Source organism: Actinomadura fulvescens (assembly GCF_039533225.1).
Lineage (GTDB): Bacteria > Actinomycetota > Actinomycetes > Streptosporangiales > Streptosporangiaceae > Spirillospora > Spirillospora fulvescens.
This window is the reverse complement of record NZ_BAAATD010000010.1, coordinates 239,773-258,232: the sequence shown is the minus strand read 5'-3', so window position 1 is coordinate 258,232 and position 18,460 is coordinate 239,773. Positions and strand designations below refer to the sequence as shown.

Here is an 18,460-nt window from a genome sequence, read left to right as displayed (position 1 = left end):
GGAACTGCGGTGCTGGGTCAGAAGGCAGGGGCGACAAGCCATGAGTCAACCGTTGGGCGGAGCGTGCGCGAACGCATGGCCGGGGCCGGGCCCCCGACACAGAGCCGGCCAGGACGTGAGCTGGGCAGACCGGGAAGCGAGCGGGCGCTGATGACGGCAGCGAGGACGGGGTCGGTGACCCCCGACCTGACGATCGGCGTCGTGGGTCCGCATGACCTTGTCGAACGGGTCATGCTGATGGGCCACGGCCCGACGCCGGTACCGAGCCGGCTCGTGGCCGCCGCGTATCGCGACGAACAGGAAGCGGCCGACAAGGTCGTACGGCTGGGCTCGGGCGTGGACGTGTGCCTGTTCGCGAGCCCCGTGCCGTACGACTTCGCACGTAAGGCGGGCGTGCTCACGATGCCCGCCACCTACGTGCCCCTGAACGGGGCGGCACTACAGGGCGCGCTGCTGCGCGCCTCCCTCGACGAACGTTTCGATCCGGCCAAGGTGAGCATCGACGTGCTCGGCCGAGCCGAGGTCGAGGAGGCGTACGCCGAGATCAATCTGGCCACCGACCAGGTGCATCTCCGTGAGGAGGCGGCCGGTCCCGGGACCCTCGCCGCGTTCCACGAGCGCCTGTGGCGGCGCGGCGCGACCACGGTCGCGATGACCTGCGTGCACGCCACGGCCGAACGCATGGAGATGGCCGGGGTCCCCACCATCCGGGTACGCCCGACCGGCGCCGCGATCCGCAGTTCGCTGCAGACCGCCGCGCTCCTGGGCGCACACCACCGTCTCGAAGAGTCGCAGCTCGTCACCGTCCTGGTCGACGTCCCCACGCTCCGCGAGACACCACGCCGCGTCACACCCCGCTACTGGCGGGACGAGCTCAAGCTCGCCCTCCACCGCGTCCTCCTGCAGGAGGCGCACCGGATGAACGCGTCGGTGTGGCCGCTGGACGACCACAGTTACCTGGTCATCGCCACGCGCGGGTCGGTCACCGCGTCGACCGAGGGCTTCCGTACGCCGCCCTTCGTCGAACGGGTCCGCGAGGAGCTCGGACTGGCGATCGAGGTCGGCATCGGCATGGGCCGGACGGCGCACGAGGCCGAGACCCACGCCCGGGCCGCGCTGGCGCGCTCGCAGAGCTCGCAGCGCGCCCAGGGCTTCGCCCTGGACCGCGACGGCCGGGCCCTGGTGCCCGCGCCCCGCACGCCGCCCCGGGCGCAGCCACAGGTCAAACCGAAGGGCTTGGAAATCCTCGCCCGCCTGGCCGACAAGCTGGGCGACCAGGACCAGCCCCTCATCGTGGACGCGGAGAACGCCGGCAAGATGCTCGGCGTCACTCCCCGCACCGCCCGGCGCCTGCTGCGTACGCTGGTCGAGGAGGGCCTCGCCTGGCCCCTCCCGCCCAACCGCACGCCGCAGCCCGGCCGCCCACGCCAGCTCTACCGCCTCATCGTGGAGAAACTGGGCCCCAAGGCCAGCACCTGAGCACGAGACCCGAGCGGCCGGGCCGACCCCGGCCGCTCGGCAGCCTCACCCACTGCTGGCACGGCCTTGACCCGGCAGCGACCAGCGCGCCGGGTGGGGGGCTGTGATCAGTTGCGGTGGGGGAAGGCTTTGGCGACGGCCAGGAAGGCGTCGTTCTCCTCGGGGGTGCCGATGGAGACGCGGGCGCCCTCGTTGGGGAACGGGCGGACGCTGATCCCCTGGGCGTCGCAGGCGGCGGAGAACTCCATGGTCCGCTCGTTCAGGCGGAGCCACACGAAGTTGGCCTCGGTCTGCGGCACGGACCAGCCGTCGGCGAGCAGGGCGTCGCGGACGCGGTCACGTTCCTTGACCGTGTCGTCGACCCGCGTGAGGAGTTCGTCGGTGGCGGCCAGGGAGGCGATCGCCGCGGCCTGGACGACGGCGTTCACGCTGAACGGGAGGTAGGTCTTGCGGACGGCCTGGGCGACCACCGGGTGCGCGACCATGAAACCGATGCGGAGACCGGCCAGTCCGTAGGCCTTGGAGAACGTCCGCAAGATCGCGAGGTTGGGGCGGGTCTCGTAGAGGTCCAGGCCGTCGGGCACGTCCTTGTCGCGCACGTACTCGCGGTAGGCCTCGTCCAGTACCACCAGGCAGTCGGCCGGGACGCGGTCGAGGAACGCCTCCAATTCGGCGCGCCGGACGATCGTGCCGGTCGGGTTGTTGGGGTTGCAGATGAAGATCAGCCGGGTGCGTTCGGTGATGGCGGCGGCGATCGCGTCCAGGTCGTGCGCCTCGTCGCGCAGTGGTACCTGGACCGAGGTGGCGCCGGACAGCGAGACCAGCAGCGGGTACGCCTCGAACGAGCGCCAGGCGTAGATCACTTCGGCGCCGGGCTCCGCCACCGCCTCCAGCAGCATCTGGGTGACCCCGACCGAACCGCAGCCCACCGCGATGTGATCGGCCGGCACCTCGAACTTCGTGCTGATGGCCTCGATCAGGGCGGTGCAGTTGTTGTCGGGGTAGCGGTTGACCGTGCGGGCCGCCTCGGTGATCGCCGTCACGACCGACGGCAGCGGGCCGATCGGCGACTCGTTCGACGACAGCTTGTAGGAGCGGCCCTCGGGCGACACCACGACCTTGCCGGGCTTGTAGGCCACGAACCGGTCGAGGACGGAGCGGAAGCGCGGAGTGGTTGCCTCGGACACCGTTGTCCTCCAGTTGTACGGGTGGGATCGCCCCAGCCTACGGATTGTGCCGTTATGGGATGGAGGCGGTGTGCCTCAAACGTTCTCGCGCATCATCCAGCAGACCGCGACGATGTGCACGAACTCCCAGTCGCGCGTGCTTCCCGGCCACCAGCCCCGCCGGAACGCGTCCTCGGCGAAGCCGTGAAGGTAGTCCATCAGCGCGTCCTGCGGCGGCCGGTGCGCCCCGAACCGGTCGCGGACGGCGGCCACGTGCTGGTCGACCGCCGCCGCGAGCCCTGGGGCACCGGCCATTTCGGCCACTCCGGCGTCCCCGATATCGCGTACGAGAAGACTCAGCTCCTCGGACATATCGCCATCCATGGGACAAAAAGCTAGCAACGTCCCCGGCATGCCCTGTCCGTCTCGGGCACTTCTTTAATGTTCCATCTCAGCGGACGTCGATGTAGTCGTCCTTGCCGAACGAGCGCAGGAAAGTCTTGTCACCGGCGAAGTAGGCCCGCCAGACCCCGTCCCGCTTGGCCGTCGCCTTCAGGCCGAAGAATCCGTTCCCATCGGTCACGTCGCTGCCCGCGTACGTCCACTTTCCGGTCTTCGCGGCGCGGAAGTAGAACTTCACCGTCCGCCTGGCCAGGGGCGGCAGCAGGACGTTCCCCGGCTCCCTGTACGCCAGCCCGCCCCGGAGCGTGATCTTGCGGCCCTTCCGCACCGGCTCCGGCGTCGCGTTGAAGCCCTGGATGAACGTCGCGAACCGGGCGTCCACATAATCGACGCCGCTCGCGCTCGCGGAGAACTCGGCGCTTCCCGGCACGCGGGCCTGCCAGTCGCCGTCACCCGGCACCCGCATCGGCACTTCGGCATATCCGTTGGCGCCGACGTAACCGCCGTTCACCCTCCGCCACGACTTCGAGCCCCGCGCGCGGAAGTACACCGCCACGGGAGTGCCGCTGGGCGCGGCCTCCCACCGCTCCGCCTGCCGCAGCACCCGGAAGCGCGTCAGCCCGTAGCCGCCGAGCGGCGCCGGCTCGGCCGCGTCGAAGCGCTCGATCTTCGTGGGCTGGCGGACCGCCTGCTCACCGGCGTCGGCGCCGGTCCACTGATAGAAGTCCTGGTGGAACGGGTTGGCGAAGACCACCCATGACCCGGTCCGGTACACCGTCGCGTTGACGCGGAACCGGCCGTCGGCGCCGGTGCGGGCGCCGTAGGCATGGTCGATGTCGCCGGACGCCCCGTTGACGTAGTGGCTCGCCCGGACGCGGGCCTGCGGCATCGGCCGCCACACCCCGCCCTTCTCCACCTCGACCCGCCCGGTCAGCGTCACGGCCGCGCCGCGCTCGGCCCGGGCGCTCACCCTCCGGTCGACCGAGACGCGCGTAGGCCAGGCCTGGGCGCGGACGACGACGCGCGCGTACGCCTGGCCGTAACCGGCCGCCATGGCCATCGCGCTGATCGTTCCGCCGCGCGAAAGCGTCGCGCGCACGGTGAACGCGCCGGACGCGTCGGTTCGCACCCCCGTGCCCAACGAGCCGTCGGGGCCGCCGAGCGACACCGGCAGCCCGGCGACGCCCGCCGCCGGATCGGCGGTCTTGGCGATCCTGCCGCTGACGGTGACGTCGCGGTCGTCAAGGTCGATGAGCTGGGGCGTCACGGTGAACGCCGTGAACTGGATCGGAGTCTCCGCGGCGGTCTCGGCCGCCGGGGCTACGGCGCCCGCGGCAGCCGGGGCGGAGGTCAGGGGGACGGTGAGAACGGCGGCCAGCAGGATTGCGGGCACGCCAAAAGACGCCTTGTGCAAGGGATCACTTCGCTCGTGCGGGGAGGAAAGTGTTGGCGATCACCGTACACCCGAGATCGTTCAGAGTCCTTAGACGGTCGCGACCGCGTGCGGCGAAGGACGGAGCATGGGCGGGCGCAACTGCTCCGCGTGCCCCCGCGTGTAGAGGCGCGCGGGACGGCCCCCGTCACGGGTGGTCGTGCGCCCGGTCGGCACCAGGAAACCGTCGGCGCCCGTGACCTTGCGATGGAAGTTCCGCGGATCGAGCGGCGTGCCCCAGACGATCTCGTACACCCGGCGGAGCTCGGCCACGGTGAACTCCGGCGGGCAGAACGCGGCGGCCAGCGAGGTGTACTCCAGCTTGGCCCGCGCGCGCTCGACCCCGTCGCACAGGATGCGGCGATGGTCGAACGCCGCCCGATCGTGGTTGATCAGCTTGTCCACGGCCGACCACAACACCTGCGCCCGGCTCGACGCGGGCAGGTCGGGCGCGAGGCCCAGGTAGGCCACGCTCACCACACGCTGCCGCGGGTCGCGGTCCGGGTAGCCGTACGTGGCGAGCTGCTCCAGGTGAATCCGTACGTCGGCCAGTCCCGCCCGTTCGGCCATCAGGCGGGCCGCGGCGACCGGCAGGTCCTCCTCCAGCTGGATGAACCCGCCCGGCAACGACCAGCAGCCGTCGTAGGGAGCCCGGTCACGCCGCCACATCAGCGCGCACAGCCGCTGCTCCCGCACAGTGAGGACGACGAGGTCGACGGTGACGGCGAGGCGGGGCACGGACATGCCCTGAACGTTACCGCCTGCCGCTGAGCCGGACCCGCCCCTCGAACACGCCGAACGATCTCGAACCGACCTCCCCGGCACCGGACGATCTCACGTGAACCTCGATGGTGCCGGACGGACGGTTCCGGGCGACCTCGGGCGAACGCCGACGACCTGGACGATCATGGTAACCCTGAGGCGCTGGACCCCTTCGGACGAACGCTGAGGGGGTCTGATGATCTCGGACCGTGGCTGACTTCTCGGGCGATCTGGGATGGGACTTGGTGGGTGATTTCGGGTGAATGCTGGTGGTGTCGGGGCGGCCCTGGCGGGTCCGGACGTTCTAGGGTGAACCTCGGTGGCTTTGGGGGCGTCTGAGCCTGAAGAGCGTTGTGCGAGTGGACCAGTGGAGGTGTCCGGTGACCGGCTTCGAGGTCTCGCCCGACCGCGTGCGTTCGTCCGCCTCGGAGTTGCGGGCGATAGCCGACCGGATGTCGCAGGCCGTGCAGTCGTTCCAGGGCGAGGTGACCGGGCTGGGCGACTGCTGGGGCGCCGACGACATCGGGATGATCATCGGTGAGGCGCACGCGGCGGTGTTCGAGGGGGCGATGGAGTGCTTCACCACCAACCTCGAAGAGATCACCGGCCACGCGGAGACGCTCGTCCAGGTCGCCGACAACTACGTGCAGATGGAAGACACGAACGCCCTGTACGTCAACAAGATCAATGAGCTTCTCTGATGGGGATGCAGCTGCCGGGTGAGCTGATCGGCCTGCTCGGGATGCTCGGCTACACCTGGCCTGAGGCGGACGAGACCAAGCTCTTCGAGCTCGGCAACACGTGGATGGGGCTCGCCTCGACGCTGCAGTCCGGGGCGGCCGACGCCGACGCCGTCGCGCAGCGGATCTGGACCGACAACAAGGGCGAGGACTTCGACGCCTTCCGTACCGAGTGGAGCGGCGCGGAGTCGGCGAGCCAGAACCTCGCCGACTCCGCGAACGGCTGTCTCATGGTGTCGGTCGGGCTGATGGTGGCCGCGATCGTCGTCCTCGCGTTGAAGATCCAGGTGATCGTTCAACTGATCATGCTGGCGATCCAGATAGCCCAGGCGATCGCCACGGCACCGGTCACGTTCGGCGCCTCGCTCGCCCAGATTCCGATCTTCAAGACGATCGCCGGCATCGTCATCGACCTGCTGATCGACCAAGCAATCCAGGCGTTGCTCAATGACTGAGGTGAAGCGGCGGATACCTGCCGCGTTCCTGACCGCCGTCCTGCTCCTGCCCGGCGCCGTCCACGTCGCCGCTCCCGCCGCCCCGGCGTCCGTCCAAACGGCCGGGCGGCGCGGTGGCGGACGGCGCGGCGGTGGCGGCAAGAAGGGCGGGCGCGGCCCGATCGCCAGGCCGCTCCGGATGGGCATGTTCAAACCGGGCAAGGGTGCTCCTGGAGGAGGAGGTGCCCGGCCCAGCACGCCACCAGGAGCCCGTGGCGCGCCCAAAGAGCACCCGACCGGCATCAACCAGCAGAAGCAGAGGGGACACATCCGTGGGACCCCTCAGTACGACAACCGCAGAAGAGCGGGCAAACCCACGTCCACCTGGGCAGGTGACGAGAGTTGGGCGAACTCCCACACCTACGAGGCGTGGTACAAGGGGACACCTGACCCCAACCGACCTCGTGTCCGCGACTACGACTTTGGGCCGGGGCATACGACCGGCTACAGCCCGCAGGGACAGCCACAGCGCAAAGTCAGAGTGCACATGGACGACGACGGGTCGATCCATGGCCATCCGAAGTAGGAAGCGTCAGACCAGTGGATGAGATCTCGCGGCGTATCGAGGACACCTACGGTTCCTTGGCGGAGCCGAACTTCGGCTCTGTCGCCGCCGGGCTGGAGGCACGGCCCTACGACCGGCTGGCGGAGGAGATCGGTACGGTCTTCAAGGTCGCTGAGGATGTCGACCCCGACGACGACCACGGCTTCATGTACAGCCTGGAACGCGGCGGTCGGCGCTGGGTGCTGGTGCTCTCCCTGGTCGGCCCGTACGCCGCGTTCGCCCGCGTCTCCAACGCCTGGGACACGCTCCTCACGAGGACGAGCCCCGACCTGTCGGACGAGGAACGCTGGCTCGTGGAAAAGGTGTCCCAGGCCGGTCTTCAGCTGCTCACCCAGGAAGAGCTGGAACGGCCGATCGACCTCCGGCTCTTCAACGTGGAGCCGGGCTCCGTCCGGGTCTTCCACGCCCTCTTCACCGACTCGCCGGGCCTCCCCTGGGACAAGGAGACGCTCCGGCGACTCGGCCTGATCTAGCCGTCGTTCTTGAGCCGACTGGTGAACGCGCGCCACGCCTCATGACTGAACGCGAGCGCCGGCCCATCGGGGTCCTTCGAGTCACGCACAGCGACCACACCCTGCAACGGCGCCACTTGGACGCAGTTGCCACCATTGGAGCTGCTGTGGCTACTCGTGTGCCACGCGGCCACCTCGACGCATTGACCACCGTTCGAACCACTGTGGCTGCTCTTACGCCATGCGGCTACTTCGATGCATTGCCCACCGTTGGAGCTGCTGCGGCTGCTCTTTCTCCAGAGGACGCCGGTCAGGTCCATCGCTCTTCCGCCGTTCTTCTTATGAGTTCGAGGGAGTCTCGTTCCGGGAGCGCGTCCGTCCGGATTGACTCCCAGGTGTCGGTGAGGTCTTCGAGGTCTTCAGGGCTTCTGGTGATTTCGCCTCGTAGGGCCGTCTCCACGTACGCTACCTCGCCGTTGCCTGCCCCGAGCGAGGCGATGACGAAAGATCCTTGGAGGCCGGTATGCACTCCGAACGGCAGAACCTGAACACTGATCCGCGGTGAAGTCTCTGCGGCTTCGGCGACGTGGATGAGTTGCTCGTACATGACCTTTGCGTCTCCGACTGGGCGGTGCAGGACTCCCTGGTCCATGACGAAGCGCAGCTTGGGTGGGGGAGGCTCATCGCGGGCGAGGACTTGCTGCCGCTCGACTCGACCGTCCACCGCGTCCTTGTCGTACCCAAGCAGGTTGGTCGCGTATGCCACGGTCTGGACGAGACCGTCGATCACTGCCAGCTGAAAGCTACGGAGGACGGTGGTTTTGGTTTCGATGATGGGCCACTCGCCGAACCACGAGGGATAACGCGCCGTCTTGGACTTGCGGTAGTCGAGGCCGCGGGTCAGGGCGCCGCCGGTGTTGAGGACCTGGTCGCAGGCCTCCGCGAACTCGGGAACGGCCGGGACGTGGCCGTTCTCAATGCCGCTGATGAGGGACGGGGCGAAGTTGATGAGACCGGCGAGCTGGGACTGGGTGAGCGAGGCGGCTTCGCGGTAGTGGCGGAGTTCGCGGCCCCAGATGGCTTTCGGACTGTACGGATCGGTCATTGTCGTCTCCCGGGGGGATGGAGTTTCAACGACCTTCAAGAGCGCGCGGTGTTCTTCAAGGTTGTTGACCTTGTGATGATTCGCCTACTTACGGTAATCGTCCGCGTTCACTCTGGGAAGCCTCGTAGCTCATCTGGAGGGAGCCCGGCGGTGTACGACGCGAGTGGTGCGGGGCGGCGGGGGCGCTGCCGCTGTGAGGAACTGTCCGTTCTGCTGAGCGTGCGACTGCCCGCGTGCCCGGCCGCGGTGGAAGTGGCGCGGCATCAGGTGCGAGGCGTTCTGGAACTGTACGAGGCGGACGCGGTCGCGACGGACGACGCCGAACTGCTGACGTCGGAACTCGTAACCAACGCGGTCGTTCACGTCGGCCGCGAACGCCCGGGAGCCGAGCTCGGGCTGTCGCTCATCCGCGACGGAGGCAGCCTCCTCGTGGAGGTCCACGATCCGAGCCGCGAGCTGCCGTACGTGCGGGACGAGGTGGGCGAGCTCCAGGAGTCTGGGCGGGGGCTCCTCATGGTCGCGACGGTGGCCCACGACCACGGTGTGCACCTGACCGAGGGGGCGGGGAAGGTCGTGTGGTTCGAGCTCATCGCCTGGCCGGTCCTTCAACCGACGTGAGGCCCGCGGACGGCCACGACGCGTCGGCGAACGCGCGTCATCAGCCATGAAGAGATCGCGGCAGCATCGTCGGCTCCTGGCTCAACCGAGCCAGGAGACCCGTGATGGGGGCCACTCCAAGCAATGACCCGGCGGCGGTCACCTCGCCGATGGTCTTCCGTCGTCGCAGCGTGAGTTGCGTTCTGCCGCCGCTCCACCGCGACCCCACGCGCTGTCGATGCTGACGCTCTGGCTTGGGGTTTCGGCCACGAGGCCATCGGTCGAAGGAGTGGTCGTCTGCGGCGGCGAGCCGTGCGGGGTGGTCGAGGGCGGAGGGATTAGCCTCCTGCCCGTGCTCAAGATCATGATCTTGGCGTTGGTGGTCGCCGGGGTGACCCCGGTGGTGGCTGAAGCGCGGGAATGTGGGGAAAGCGTCGTCTACCGCTCGGGGAGCGAGGGCTATCACACGTTCCGTATCCCTGCCGTGGTCAAGACCGCCGAAGGGACTCTGCTGGCCTTCGCCGAGGGCCGCCGCGACTCGGCGGGGGACAGCGGCGATATCGACCTGGTCGTCAAGAGGTCACGCGACGGCGGGTGTTCCTGGGGTTCGTTGGCGGTGGTGGCCGACCATGGCGCCGATACCGTCGGGAATCCTTCGCCCGTAGTCGATCCACGTTCTGGTGATGTCGTGCTTGTGACGTGCACCAACGGCGGCTCGGCGTCGTTGCGGCAGATCATGGACGACGAACTGCTGCCTGGGCAGGGGAGACGAGTCTGGGTTCAGCGGAGCAGGGACGGAGGGACGAGTTGGAGCGCTCCCCGGGAAATCACCTCCTCGGTCAAGGACCCTGGATGGCGGTGGTATGCGACTGGGCCGGGACACGGATTGGCGCTTCGCGGAGGGCGGCTGCTGGTTCCTGGTAATCACACCGGGGGCGACACAACGGAGTCGAGAGTCCATGGTGGTCATGGCCTGATCAGCGATGACGGTGGGCTGAGCTGGCGAATCGGCTATGTCGACTCCCGCTCCGGCGGGCAGGTGAAGCTCAGCGAGAGTACTGCCGCTCAACTTCCGGACGGTCGTATCTATGTGAACGCTCGCGAGGGCGGACCGGCTCCGGGGACGAGGGCCACGTCCTATTCATCCAGCGAAGGGCAGAGTCTGGACCGCCCATTCCGGTCAGAACCGCTGCTGGAGGCGCCGGTCGTTCAGGCCAGTGTGCTGCAGGCGGGCGCGCTGGTATTCGCCGGACCGCTAGGGCCCGGACGCGCCCGCATGACGCTGCGGGCTAGCCACGACCTAGGGCGGACGTGGAGTTCGGGGCGTACGTTGTCGTCCTTGCCCGCGGCCTATTCCGACCTGGTGCGCCTAGACGGATCCAGGCTCGGCGTTCTCTATGAAACCGGCCGAGTCAGCCCCTATGAAACGCTCACCTTCACGTCCGTTCGTTTGTAGGTCCGGTCTAGGCGAGAGCGTTGGAGATGGGCGGGGTCTCCCGTAGGGCGGCAACGCGGCCATTCCGGCGTCGCGCCAGTCCGCAATGCGATCGTCCCGGTCGTACTCGGTTCATGCGATGCCCGACCTGGCGTTCCGGCTGTGCTTGTCCCGTTCGAGCGGGTCCGCGTTCGGCTGCCTGTGTGCCGCTACGCGGCGCGCTCCAGGAGGCGCTGTCATGCGAGTGCGGAACGGACGCAGCGAGCGCGGTGATTCGCGTTCACAAGCTGGGTGGCTGTGATGGCGGCTGAACGCGCGAGAGGGTCCGGGGTGGCGTCGCCGGTGCGGGTGTTGACGAGCCGGTGGTGACCAGCGCATCGCACGAAGACATGCCGGCGCCCCGGCAGGTCCGCCGGGGTGGTCTCGGTGCCTTTGGCTGGTCGAGGTCGAAACCTGGTCCCCGCTGTAGGAGTCCGCGAACGACCCTATGAGGCGCCGGGTCAACTACAGTGCCGCCGTCATGGCGCGCGGACAAGGGGAGACGTCTCGATGCGGGACGTCCATGGCCGGGGTGTTGGCCTTGATCGCCACACTGACCAGGGAGACCAGCAGGGTGACGTCAGTGGGGTGGTCGAGCCGGACTCGGACCCATTCCTGGTCGGGGGCCATTGTGACGCGTCCGGTCTCGTTGAGGACTTCGGCCATCCTTTGTAGGACGGGCCGGGTGAGGTAGACCTCTGCTTCATCTTGGCCATGCAGGTGCACGATTTGCCTAGTCCGCAACGCCAGAGCTTTGCCTGAGCCGGCGGCGGTCTGGCAGGCCGTCAGTACGGGCCAGGTTCGTAGCTGCCGATAGGCGCAGTCTGCGAAACCTGCCTCTGCGGAGGGAAAACCCATAGCGCCATGGTCTGTCCCTGGCAACCGGACCGACACCCCCACGACGCCAATCGTTATCGACCTGCCAGCCGCACTGAAACACTCCTCTCCGCGCCGCGACCGAGATGGTGCGATTTGCCGGTCAGAGCACTGACCGGCGGTTACGGCCCGCGATCCGTGCGATGGCTCAGGCCGAGGCGGCAGCGAGCCCCGGCAACGCGAAGAGGCCCGACAGCCGGGTGAGCGCCTCGGGCACCGGCCGGTAGTAGACCCACGTTCCGCGCCGTTCGCCCTGAATCAACCCCGCCTGGCGCAAGACCTTCAGGTGATGGGAAATCGTGGGGGCCGACAGGTCGAACGGCCCGGTGAGATCACAAACGCACGCCTCCCCGCCCGGGCTGGAAGCGATCAGGTTCAACAGCCGCAACCGGACCGGGTCCGACAGTGCCTTGAACACCTTCGCCAGCTCGGCAGCCTCGTCCTCCGCCAACGTGGGGCCGCTCAGTGGCGCGCAGCATCCGGCGTCGACGACCTCAAGTGCTTGCAACTTAGACATAGCTCTAATTTGACATCCATCTATCCAACGATGCAAGCTGATCCTGATTCGATGGATGTCAAAACAGGAGCCGTCCGATGAAGACCTTGATCTCCGCCGCCCGTCACCTCCGCGCCGAGCGCCGCGTCTCGTTCGACGAGAGCCGCGGTGAGGTCTGCACCAGCGCCTGCCGCACGTCCGCCGCCCAGGACCGCGCCCGCACCGCGGCGATCGCCGCCGGCCCTCGCTTCTGACACCACCGCGCACCCACGCACGACAGGAGAACGGCATGACCACCAGCCAGCACGACCCCGAAACCCCGGCGGCCGACGGCGCCTGTTGCGGGGTCAGCGCCTGCTGCACCACCGGCGAGCAGGCGGCCGACCCCAGGCAGACCATCCATCAGGCCAAGACCGACAGCGGCTGCGGCTGCATCGCCGACCGCCTGCCGGTCGCGGTGATCGGCGCCGGTCCGGTCGGCCTCGCCGCCGCCGCCCAGCTCGCCGAACGCGGCCTGGACTTCGTCGTCCTGGAGGCCGGAGACCAGGCCGCCGCCTCGATCGCCGAATGGAAGCACGTCCGGCTGTTCAGCCCGTGGCGCTACAACACCGACGCCGCCGCGCGCCGCATGCTGGAGGGCACCGGCTGGACCGCGCCCGACCTGGACGCGCTGCCGACCGGCGGCGACCTGATCGAGCACTACCTCCGGCCACTGGCCGCGCTGCCCCAGATCGCCGACCGGCTGCGGTTCGGCGTCCGCGTCGAGGCGATCACCCGCGACGGCTACGACCGGCTCCGCAGCAACGGCCGCGATGACGCCGCGTTCCTGCTGCGCCTGAACGGCGGCCAGGAACTGCGCGCCCGCGCCGTCATCGACGCGTCCGGCACCTGGACGCGGCCCAACGTGCTCGGCGCGACCGGCCTGCCCGCCTATGGCGAGGCCGAGTTCGCCGACCACATCACCCACGCGCTGCCGGACGTTCTTGGCCCCGACCGCAAGAGGTTCGCGGGCAAGCACAGCTTGGTCGTCGGCGCAGGTCACTCGGCCGCCACCACCCTGCTGGCCCTCGCCGAGCTCGCCAACGACGATCCCGGAACGCAGATCACCTGGGCCATCCGAGGTGGCGACGCGGCCCGCACCTATGGCGGCGGCGACGCCGACCAGTTGCCCGCGCGCGGCGCGCTGGGCACCCGCGTCCGCGACCTGGTCGAGTCCGGGCAGATCCGCCTGCTCACCGGCTTCTTCACCCACGCCCTCACCAGCACCACGGCCGGGATCGAGGTCACGTCATCCGGCGGGCATGCAGTGATCGTGGACGAGATCGTCGCGGCCACCGGGTTCCGGCCCGACCACTCCATCACCGCTGAGCTGCGCCTGAGCTGGGACCCGATCATGGGCACCACCCCTGCCCTCGCGCCGCTGATCGATCCCAACGAGCACTCCTGCGGCACCGTCCCGCCGCACGGCGTCGACGAGCTCACCCACCCCGAGACCGGCTACTACGCAATCGGAGTCAAGAGCTACGGTCGCGCCCCCACGTTCCTGCTCGCCACCGGCTACGAGCAGGCCCGCTCCGTCGTCGCCGCCCTGGCCGGCGACTGGGAGGCCGCCCGCAAGGTCGAGCTCGAACTCCCAGAGACGGGCGTGTGCTCCAGCAATCTCGCCCCGGCCGGAGCGCCCGCAGGACTCGCCACCGGCATCAGCGGCGGCCTGCTAGCCCAACCCCTCGCGCTCACCGACGCCTCGGGCGGCGGATGCTGTGCCTGACGCTGGCCTCGACCCTGCTCCCGCCGTCCACCCGGACGGTGGGAGCAGCCGCGTCTACTACGACTGATGAGATGCCGTGCGCCGTGCGCCGTGCGCCATGCGCGGTGCGCCATGTGCCATGCGCCATGTCATGTGCCATGCGCGGTGCGCGGTGCGCCATGCGCCATGCGCGGTGCGCCATGTGCCATGCGCCATGTCATGTGCCATGCGCGGTGCGCGGTGCGCGGTGCGCGGTGCGCCATGCGCGGTGCGCCATGTGCCATGCGTCATGTCATGTGCCATGCGCGGTGCGCGGTGCGCCGTGCGCGGTGCGCCATGCGCGGTGCGCCATGTGCCATGCGTCATGTCATGTGCCATGCGCGGTGCGCGGTGCGCCATGCGCCATGCGCGGTGCGCCATGTGCCATGCGTCATGTCATGTGCCATGCGCGGTGCGCGGTGCGCGGTGCGCCGTGCGCCGTGCGCCATGTGCCATGCGCCGTGCGCCGTGCGCCGTGATCTGCGCATCACCAAGGCCCTCGGGCTGCTCGCTATCGCCGTCCCGGGCGTGACCGCCGTCCCCGCCGTCGCTGCTGGCCACCACGGCGGGCGCGCCATTCTCATGACCCTCGGCTCGGCGCCGCTGCCCTTCTCATCGCGGCCTGGGCCGCAGTCATCTCTCACCGAGCCGTGCCTGGTGCTCATTGGTACCGGCCTGGTGCAGGTCATGGTGCTCCTCCACGAACCGGCGTTCGCCTGGCTCCGTCAGCGCCACCGCCTTGCTGGCCATCGCCAATGCTCTCGGCCCTCTCGGCGCGGGCTTCTTGTTCGCCTACATCCAGGTCGTGACCGGCGCTCACACGTTCCGCCTGCCCTCTTCTCTTCCGTCGCTTTATCGTCTATCGTCGATTAACGATGGATAGTTTCGAACCGCTCGACAGGCCCACCGCGGAGGAGTACGCCTCCTGGTTCAAGGCTTTGGCCGACGCCACCCGCATCCAGATCGTCACACTGCTCGCTCGCGCCGGCCGTCCGATGAGCGTCGGTGAGATCGTTGCCGCCGCCGATGTCGGTCAGTCAACGGTCTCAGCCCATCTGAAGGTGCTCGCCGAGGTTCGCTTCGTCTTCGTCGAACGCCGGGGCACCTCCGCCTATTACGAAATCAACAGGGCATGCGTCAGTTGCTTCCCTACCGCCGCCGACGTGGTCATGGGCCGCCCGGTACCCGAGGCGCCCACCTGCACCCCGGAGCCCAGCCATGCTGGACACGCCGGACCAGGTTCATGACCAGGTACGCGACCGGCCGCACTCGCCGTTCTCAACAACGCGGCGACCTCGTGCTGCGTGCTCCCGCCACGGACAGCGCGTTCGGTCTAGGCCTAGATGGCAGCGCCGAACTTCACGTCGGCGCCGTCACCGCCGGTCTCGGCTGCGGCGGTCTCCTCGCAGCCGCCGCCCTCCATGAAGGCGAAACTGTCTCGGTCCGCCGCTTGGGCGCAACCGGCAGGGCCTGGGGCCTGGACATGACCGACGAGATGCTCCAAATCACCCGTGCCAACGCCGCCGAAGCAGACGCCCCGATCGTTCGAACGGCCGCATCGGCATCACCGACCTCCAGATCACCACAAATCACCAGGTAGCCGCTGACATGGACTCTGCGATCATCCGCGCCCTCAAGCCCGCCCACCTGCACGGAGTCACCATCCGTGCCATGCGGCCGACCGACGCCGACCAAGTTCTGGAGATCTACCAGGCAGGGCTCGACACCGGAGACGCCAGCTTCGAAACCACCGCCCCCACCTGGGCCGACTTCGACGCATCCCGACTTCCCGGCCACCGCTACGTCGCCGCCGACACCACGACCGGCGACATCCTGGGCTGGATCGCCGCCGTCCCCGTCTCCGCCCGCTGCGTCTACAGCGGCGTCGTCGAACACTCCGTCTACGTCCACCCCGGCACCCAAAGCCACGGCATCGGCACCACCCTGCTCAACATCTTCATCGCCTCGACCGAAGCCGCCGGCATCTGGACCATCCAGTCCGGCATCTTCCCCGAGAACACCGGCAGCCTCCGCCTCCACCACCGAGCGGGCTTCCGCACCATCGGCACCCGCGAACGCTTCGGCAAACACCACGACCGCTGGCGCGACGTCATCCTCCTGGAACGGCGCAGTCTCAACATCGGCGCAGACTGATCGGGCTACGACGAGCGTGAAGCCGTTCGTCCCGAGGAATACGCGACCCGGATCGTGGCGCGTGGTGGCGAATAGTTGATCAAGACTCTGTGCCGCCCTGCCTGATTGCACGCCGCGAGTCGGGCTGATCTGGGCTCACTCGTAGATCAGGGCTGCGGAGAGTGCGCGGGCGAGGAGTGACCACGACGGCTCGGTCTCGTCTCGAACGTCGCCCAGCCAACCTGCCAGGGCCTCAAGGAAGTGTTCGGTCGTCGGATTCTCGATTTCCTCGCCCTTCGCCAGGGCTTCATGAAGGCGCGAGATGTGCGCGATCAACTCATCGCGAGTGCTGACGGCAAGCGCCTCATCGAGCGTCGGAAGCGAATCCATGCCCGGCATCCTGTCTTACCGTGCTGGAACGCCTCAATCCCTGCCTGATTGCGCGCCGTGAGTTGGGCTGGGTCTGGGCTCAGTTCAAGGCTGCGGACGGTGCGCGGGCGACGAACGACCACGACGGCTCGGGTGAAGGGAAAGTTGCGGAATTGTCCCCGATCTTGTGATTGCTTCACGTGCACGACGTTCGATGGATACCTTCGGAACGTGACCTCTATCAGCCATGCGCGATCCGAGGTGATTCCGATGCATGAGCCGGACTTCTCGCCGTACAAGCCGGATCTGAGCGTCCCCAACGCCGCACGTATGTACGACTACTACCTGGGCGGTAAGGACAACTACGAGGTCGACCGGATCGCCGCGAAGAAGATCATGGCGTTGGGCCCGAGCCGGGACATCTGCATCGCCAACAGGCGGTTCCTGGGGCGGGCGGTCCGGCTGGCGGCCGAGCAGGGCATCCGTCAGTTCCTCGATCTGGGCACGGGGCTGCCGACCCAGGACAACGTTCACCAGGTCGCCAAGCGGGTGGTGCCGGACGCACGGGTCGCGTACGTCGACTTCGACCCGGTGGTGCTGTCGCATGCGCGCGCGTTGCGGGCCATCGATGACAGCACCGCGGTCATCCAGCAGGACATCCGCCAACCGGACAAGGTGCTGTCCCACCCTGATGTGCGGCGGCTCATCGACTTCGGCGAACCGGTGGCGGTGCTGTTCGTGGCGATCCTGCATTGCCTCACCGACGCCGAGGACCCGTGGGGGATCGTCAAGGAGCTCACCCGGAACGTGGTGCCGGGCAGTCATCTGATCGTGTCCCATCTGACCGACGACGCGCATCCCGAGGTCGGCATGGCGGCGCGGGAGGTCTACGACGACGCCAACGCCCCGCTGGTGCATCGCGGCCATACCGCGGTCGAGCGGTTCTTCGACGGTTTCGAACTGGTCGAACCGGGGGTCACACGGGTCGACCAGTGGCGGCCCGACAACGACGAAGACCGAGAACGGCCAGGTGGCGAGTGGTTCTACGTGGGCGTGGGAAGCAGGTCGTGACGCGATGAAGACCATGGCTCGTTCGTGGATGGTGGCTGCGACCTGCATGTTGGCGCTGGGGGCGTGCGCCGACTCCGACAACGGCGGGGCGAGCGGCGCCCAACCTTCCGGTAAGCACGGCAAGGACATCGCGTTCTTCGGGTTCGCCAAGGCCAACTCGTTCTCGGCGGCCACGTTCGAGGGGGTGCGCGAGCAGGCCCGCAAGGCCGGCGGCACCGCCGAGTTCTTCGATCCCAACTTCGACGCCCAGACCCAGGTCCGTCAGCTTCAGGACGCGACCACGTCCGGCCGGTTCGGGGTGTTCGTGATCCAGGCCAACGACGGAACCGCGGTGATGGGCGCGGTGCGCGCCGCGGTGCAGAAGGGGATCGCGGTGGTCGTGCAGTTCACCCCGGTCGGGCCTCGCTACGACACCGTCCAGCCGCAGGTGCCCGGCACGATCTCACTGGTCGACGTGCCGACGGAGAACGGTAAGCGCCTGGGACGGCTCGCGATCGCGGCGTGCGGCAGCAAGAAACTCAAGCCCTGCCGGGTCGCCTACCTGGAAGGCATGAAGACGCTGCCCCTGGACAACGCGCGGACCAAGGCGGTCGTCGAGACTCTCAAAAGCGCGCCCGACGTGCGGGTCACCGCGCAGATCGAAGGCGGCTACACCCGCGACTCCGGACGCAAGGCCATGCAGGACCTGCTGCAGGCCCATCCCGATGTGAACGTGGTCATCGGATCCTCCCAGGCGCTGTTCGGCGCGCAGGTCGTCGCCAAGAACCGGAAGAACATCGTCTACGTCGCCAACGGCGGGTCGCGCCAGGCGGTGAAAGAGGTGCGCGACGGCCGATGGTTCGGCATCCCTTACCTGGCGGTTAAGACCGCGGGTGCGAAAGCGGCCGAGTTGGGCCTGGCCAAGGCACGCGGCGAGAACGTGCCTGCCGCCACCGACGTGTCGTCCCTCGCGCCCGGAGCCGAAGCCACGCGCGATGTGATCGTGTCGTCCGGGATCGTCGGCGAGTACGACGAGTGACCCGGCGACAGGTCTCCCGGAATGGACGCCATAGGGGCTGCCG

Annotated in this window: 23 protein-coding genes; 14 read left to right on the top strand and 9 right to left on the bottom strand. The window is 68.6% G+C overall.

What is annotated here, in order from left to right; all coding sequences use genetic code 11:
* Nucleotides 1-150: 150 nt before the first annotated feature.
* Nucleotides 151-1,479 (top strand): transcriptional regulator, encoded by a 1,329-nt coding sequence (locus ABD333_RS33045; RefSeq protein WP_344546468.1) that lies wholly within the window; start codon nucleotides 151-153, stop codon nucleotides 1,477-1,479.
* Nucleotides 1,480-1,586: 107 nt separating this feature from the next.
* Here the strand turns inward: ABD333_RS33045 and hisC are convergent, their stop codons facing one another.
* The 4 genes from hisC to ABD333_RS33025 all read right to left on the bottom strand — a co-directional run bounded on the left by hisC (nucleotide 1,587) and on the right by ABD333_RS33025 (nucleotide 5,223).
* Entirely contained in the window at nucleotides 1,587-2,666 is a 1,080-nt protein-coding gene (gene hisC, locus ABD333_RS33040) for a histidinol-phosphate transaminase (RefSeq protein WP_344546467.1), read from the bottom strand.
* Between the two features lie 75 nt (nucleotides 2,667-2,741).
* A complete protein-coding gene (locus tag ABD333_RS33035) occupies nucleotides 2,742-3,017 on the bottom strand; it encodes a DUF6401 family natural product biosynthesis protein (RefSeq protein WP_344546466.1) in 276 nt (91 codons plus the stop codon).
* A 79-nt stretch (nucleotides 3,018-3,096) separates the two neighbouring features.
* A complete protein-coding gene (locus ABD333_RS33030; RefSeq protein ID WP_344546465.1) occupies nucleotides 3,097-4,440 on the bottom strand; it encodes a hypothetical protein in 1,344 nt (447 codons plus the stop codon).
* Between the two features lie 90 nt (nucleotides 4,441-4,530).
* Nucleotides 4,531-5,223 carry an NUDIX hydrolase gene (locus ABD333_RS33025; protein WP_344546464.1) on the bottom strand — a complete coding sequence of 231 codons (693 nt, stop codon included), beginning with the start codon at nucleotides 5,221-5,223 and terminating at the stop codon, nucleotides 4,531-4,533.
* 398 nt (nucleotides 5,224-5,621) lie between these two features.
* Here ABD333_RS33025 and ABD333_RS33020 point away from each other — a divergent pair, with 398 nt between their 5' ends.
* The 4 genes from ABD333_RS33020 to ABD333_RS33005 are packed head-to-tail and all read left to right on the top strand — an operon-like array spanning nucleotide 5,622 to nucleotide 7,513.
* A complete protein-coding gene (locus ABD333_RS33020; RefSeq protein ID WP_344546463.1) occupies nucleotides 5,622-5,942 on the top strand; it encodes a WXG100 family type VII secretion target in 321 nt (106 codons plus the stop codon).
* A complete protein-coding gene (locus tag ABD333_RS33015) occupies nucleotides 5,942-6,436 on the top strand; it encodes a WXG100-like domain-containing protein (protein ID WP_344546462.1) in 495 nt (164 codons plus the stop codon). The genes ABD333_RS33020 and ABD333_RS33015 overlap by 1 nt, the downstream gene beginning before the upstream one ends.
* A complete protein-coding gene (locus tag ABD333_RS33010) occupies nucleotides 6,429-7,001 on the top strand; it encodes a hypothetical protein (protein ID WP_344546461.1) in 573 nt (190 codons plus the stop codon). The genes ABD333_RS33015 and ABD333_RS33010 overlap by 8 nt, the downstream gene beginning before the upstream one ends.
* Nucleotides 7,002-7,015: 14 nt before the next feature.
* Nucleotides 7,016-7,513 (top strand): hypothetical protein, encoded by a 498-nt coding sequence (locus ABD333_RS33005; protein WP_344546460.1) that lies wholly within the window; start codon nucleotides 7,016-7,018, stop codon nucleotides 7,511-7,513.
* Here ABD333_RS33005 and ABD333_RS33000 read toward each other — a convergent pair.
* Nucleotides 7,510-7,812, bottom strand: a complete 303-nt coding sequence (locus ABD333_RS33000) for a DUF397 domain-containing protein (protein WP_344546459.1) — start codon at nucleotides 7,810-7,812, stop codon at nucleotides 7,510-7,512. The two genes, ABD333_RS33005 and ABD333_RS33000, sit on opposite strands and share 4 nt — an antisense overlap.
* Entirely contained in the window at nucleotides 7,803-8,636 is an 834-nt protein-coding gene (locus ABD333_RS32995; RefSeq protein WP_344546458.1) for a helix-turn-helix domain-containing protein, read from the bottom strand. Before ABD333_RS32995 ends, ABD333_RS33000 begins: the two co-directional genes overlap by 10 nt.
* A gap of 111 nt (nucleotides 8,637-8,747) precedes the next feature.
* Between ABD333_RS32995 and ABD333_RS32990 the strand changes: the two genes are divergently transcribed.
* Nucleotides 8,748-9,215, top strand: a complete 468-nt coding sequence (locus ABD333_RS32990) for an ATP-binding protein (RefSeq protein ID WP_344546457.1) — start codon at nucleotides 8,748-8,750, stop codon at nucleotides 9,213-9,215.
* A gap of 331 nt (nucleotides 9,216-9,546) precedes the next feature.
* Nucleotides 9,547-10,650 carry a sialidase family protein gene (locus tag ABD333_RS32985; protein ID WP_344546456.1) on the top strand — a complete coding sequence of 368 codons (1,104 nt, stop codon included), beginning with the start codon at nucleotides 9,547-9,549 and terminating at the stop codon, nucleotides 10,648-10,650.
* 483 nt (nucleotides 10,651-11,133) lie between these two features.
* On the opposite strand, the gene ABD333_RS32980 is transcribed toward ABD333_RS32985, so the two are convergent.
* Nucleotides 11,134-11,526, bottom strand: a complete 393-nt coding sequence (locus ABD333_RS32980) for a luciferase domain-containing protein (protein WP_344546455.1) — start codon at nucleotides 11,524-11,526, stop codon at nucleotides 11,134-11,136.
* 166 nt (nucleotides 11,527-11,692) lie between these two features.
* Nucleotides 11,693-12,061: an ArsR/SmtB family transcription factor gene (locus tag ABD333_RS32975; protein WP_344546454.1), complete on the bottom strand. Its 369-nt coding sequence runs from the start codon at nucleotides 12,059-12,061 to the stop codon at nucleotides 11,693-11,695.
* 77 nt (nucleotides 12,062-12,138) lie between these two features.
* Here ABD333_RS32975 and ABD333_RS32970 point away from each other — a divergent pair, with 77 nt between their 5' ends.
* The 4 genes from ABD333_RS32970 to ABD333_RS32955 all read left to right on the top strand — a co-directional run bounded on the left by ABD333_RS32970 (nucleotide 12,139) and on the right by ABD333_RS32955 (nucleotide 15,980).
* On the top strand, nucleotides 12,139-12,294 hold the full coding sequence (locus ABD333_RS32970; protein ID WP_344546453.1) for a hypothetical protein: 156 nt from the start codon (nucleotides 12,139-12,141) through the stop codon (nucleotides 12,292-12,294).
* A gap of 35 nt (nucleotides 12,295-12,329) precedes the next feature.
* Nucleotides 12,330-13,808 (top strand): FAD-dependent oxidoreductase, encoded by a 1,479-nt coding sequence (locus ABD333_RS32965; RefSeq protein WP_344546452.1) that lies wholly within the window; start codon nucleotides 12,330-12,332, stop codon nucleotides 13,806-13,808.
* Between the two features lie 893 nt (nucleotides 13,809-14,701).
* Nucleotides 14,702-15,073 (top strand): ArsR/SmtB family transcription factor, encoded by a 372-nt coding sequence (locus ABD333_RS32960; RefSeq protein ID WP_344546451.1) that lies wholly within the window; start codon nucleotides 14,702-14,704, stop codon nucleotides 15,071-15,073.
* Between the two features lie 361 nt (nucleotides 15,074-15,434).
* Nucleotides 15,435-15,980 (top strand): GNAT family N-acetyltransferase, encoded by a 546-nt coding sequence (locus tag ABD333_RS32955; RefSeq protein WP_344546450.1) that lies wholly within the window; start codon nucleotides 15,435-15,437, stop codon nucleotides 15,978-15,980.
* 135 nt (nucleotides 15,981-16,115) lie between these two features.
* Here ABD333_RS32955 and ABD333_RS32950 read toward each other — a convergent pair whose 3' ends face one another.
* Nucleotides 16,116-16,349 (bottom strand): DUF7660 family protein, encoded by a 234-nt coding sequence (locus ABD333_RS32950; RefSeq protein WP_344546449.1) that lies wholly within the window; start codon nucleotides 16,347-16,349, stop codon nucleotides 16,116-16,118.
* 20 nt (nucleotides 16,350-16,369) lie between these two features.
* Here ABD333_RS32950 and ABD333_RS32945 point away from each other — a divergent pair, with 20 nt between their 5' ends.
* The 3 genes from ABD333_RS32945 (at nucleotide 16,370) to ABD333_RS32935 (ending at nucleotide 18,417) form a co-directional block, all read left to right on the top strand.
* Nucleotides 16,370-16,519 carry a hypothetical protein gene (locus tag ABD333_RS32945; protein ID WP_344546448.1) on the top strand — a complete coding sequence of 50 codons (150 nt, stop codon included), beginning with the start codon at nucleotides 16,370-16,372 and terminating at the stop codon, nucleotides 16,517-16,519.
* A gap of 79 nt (nucleotides 16,520-16,598) precedes the next feature.
* Nucleotides 16,599-17,399 (top strand): SAM-dependent methyltransferase, encoded by an 801-nt coding sequence (locus ABD333_RS32940; RefSeq protein WP_344546447.1) that lies wholly within the window; start codon nucleotides 16,599-16,601, stop codon nucleotides 17,397-17,399.
* Between the two features lie 4 nt (nucleotides 17,400-17,403).
* Nucleotides 17,404-18,417, top strand: a complete 1,014-nt coding sequence (locus tag ABD333_RS32935) for a sugar ABC transporter substrate-binding protein (RefSeq protein WP_344546446.1) — start codon at nucleotides 17,404-17,406, stop codon at nucleotides 18,415-18,417.
* The last annotated feature ends 43 nt before the right edge of the window (nucleotides 18,418-18,460 follow it).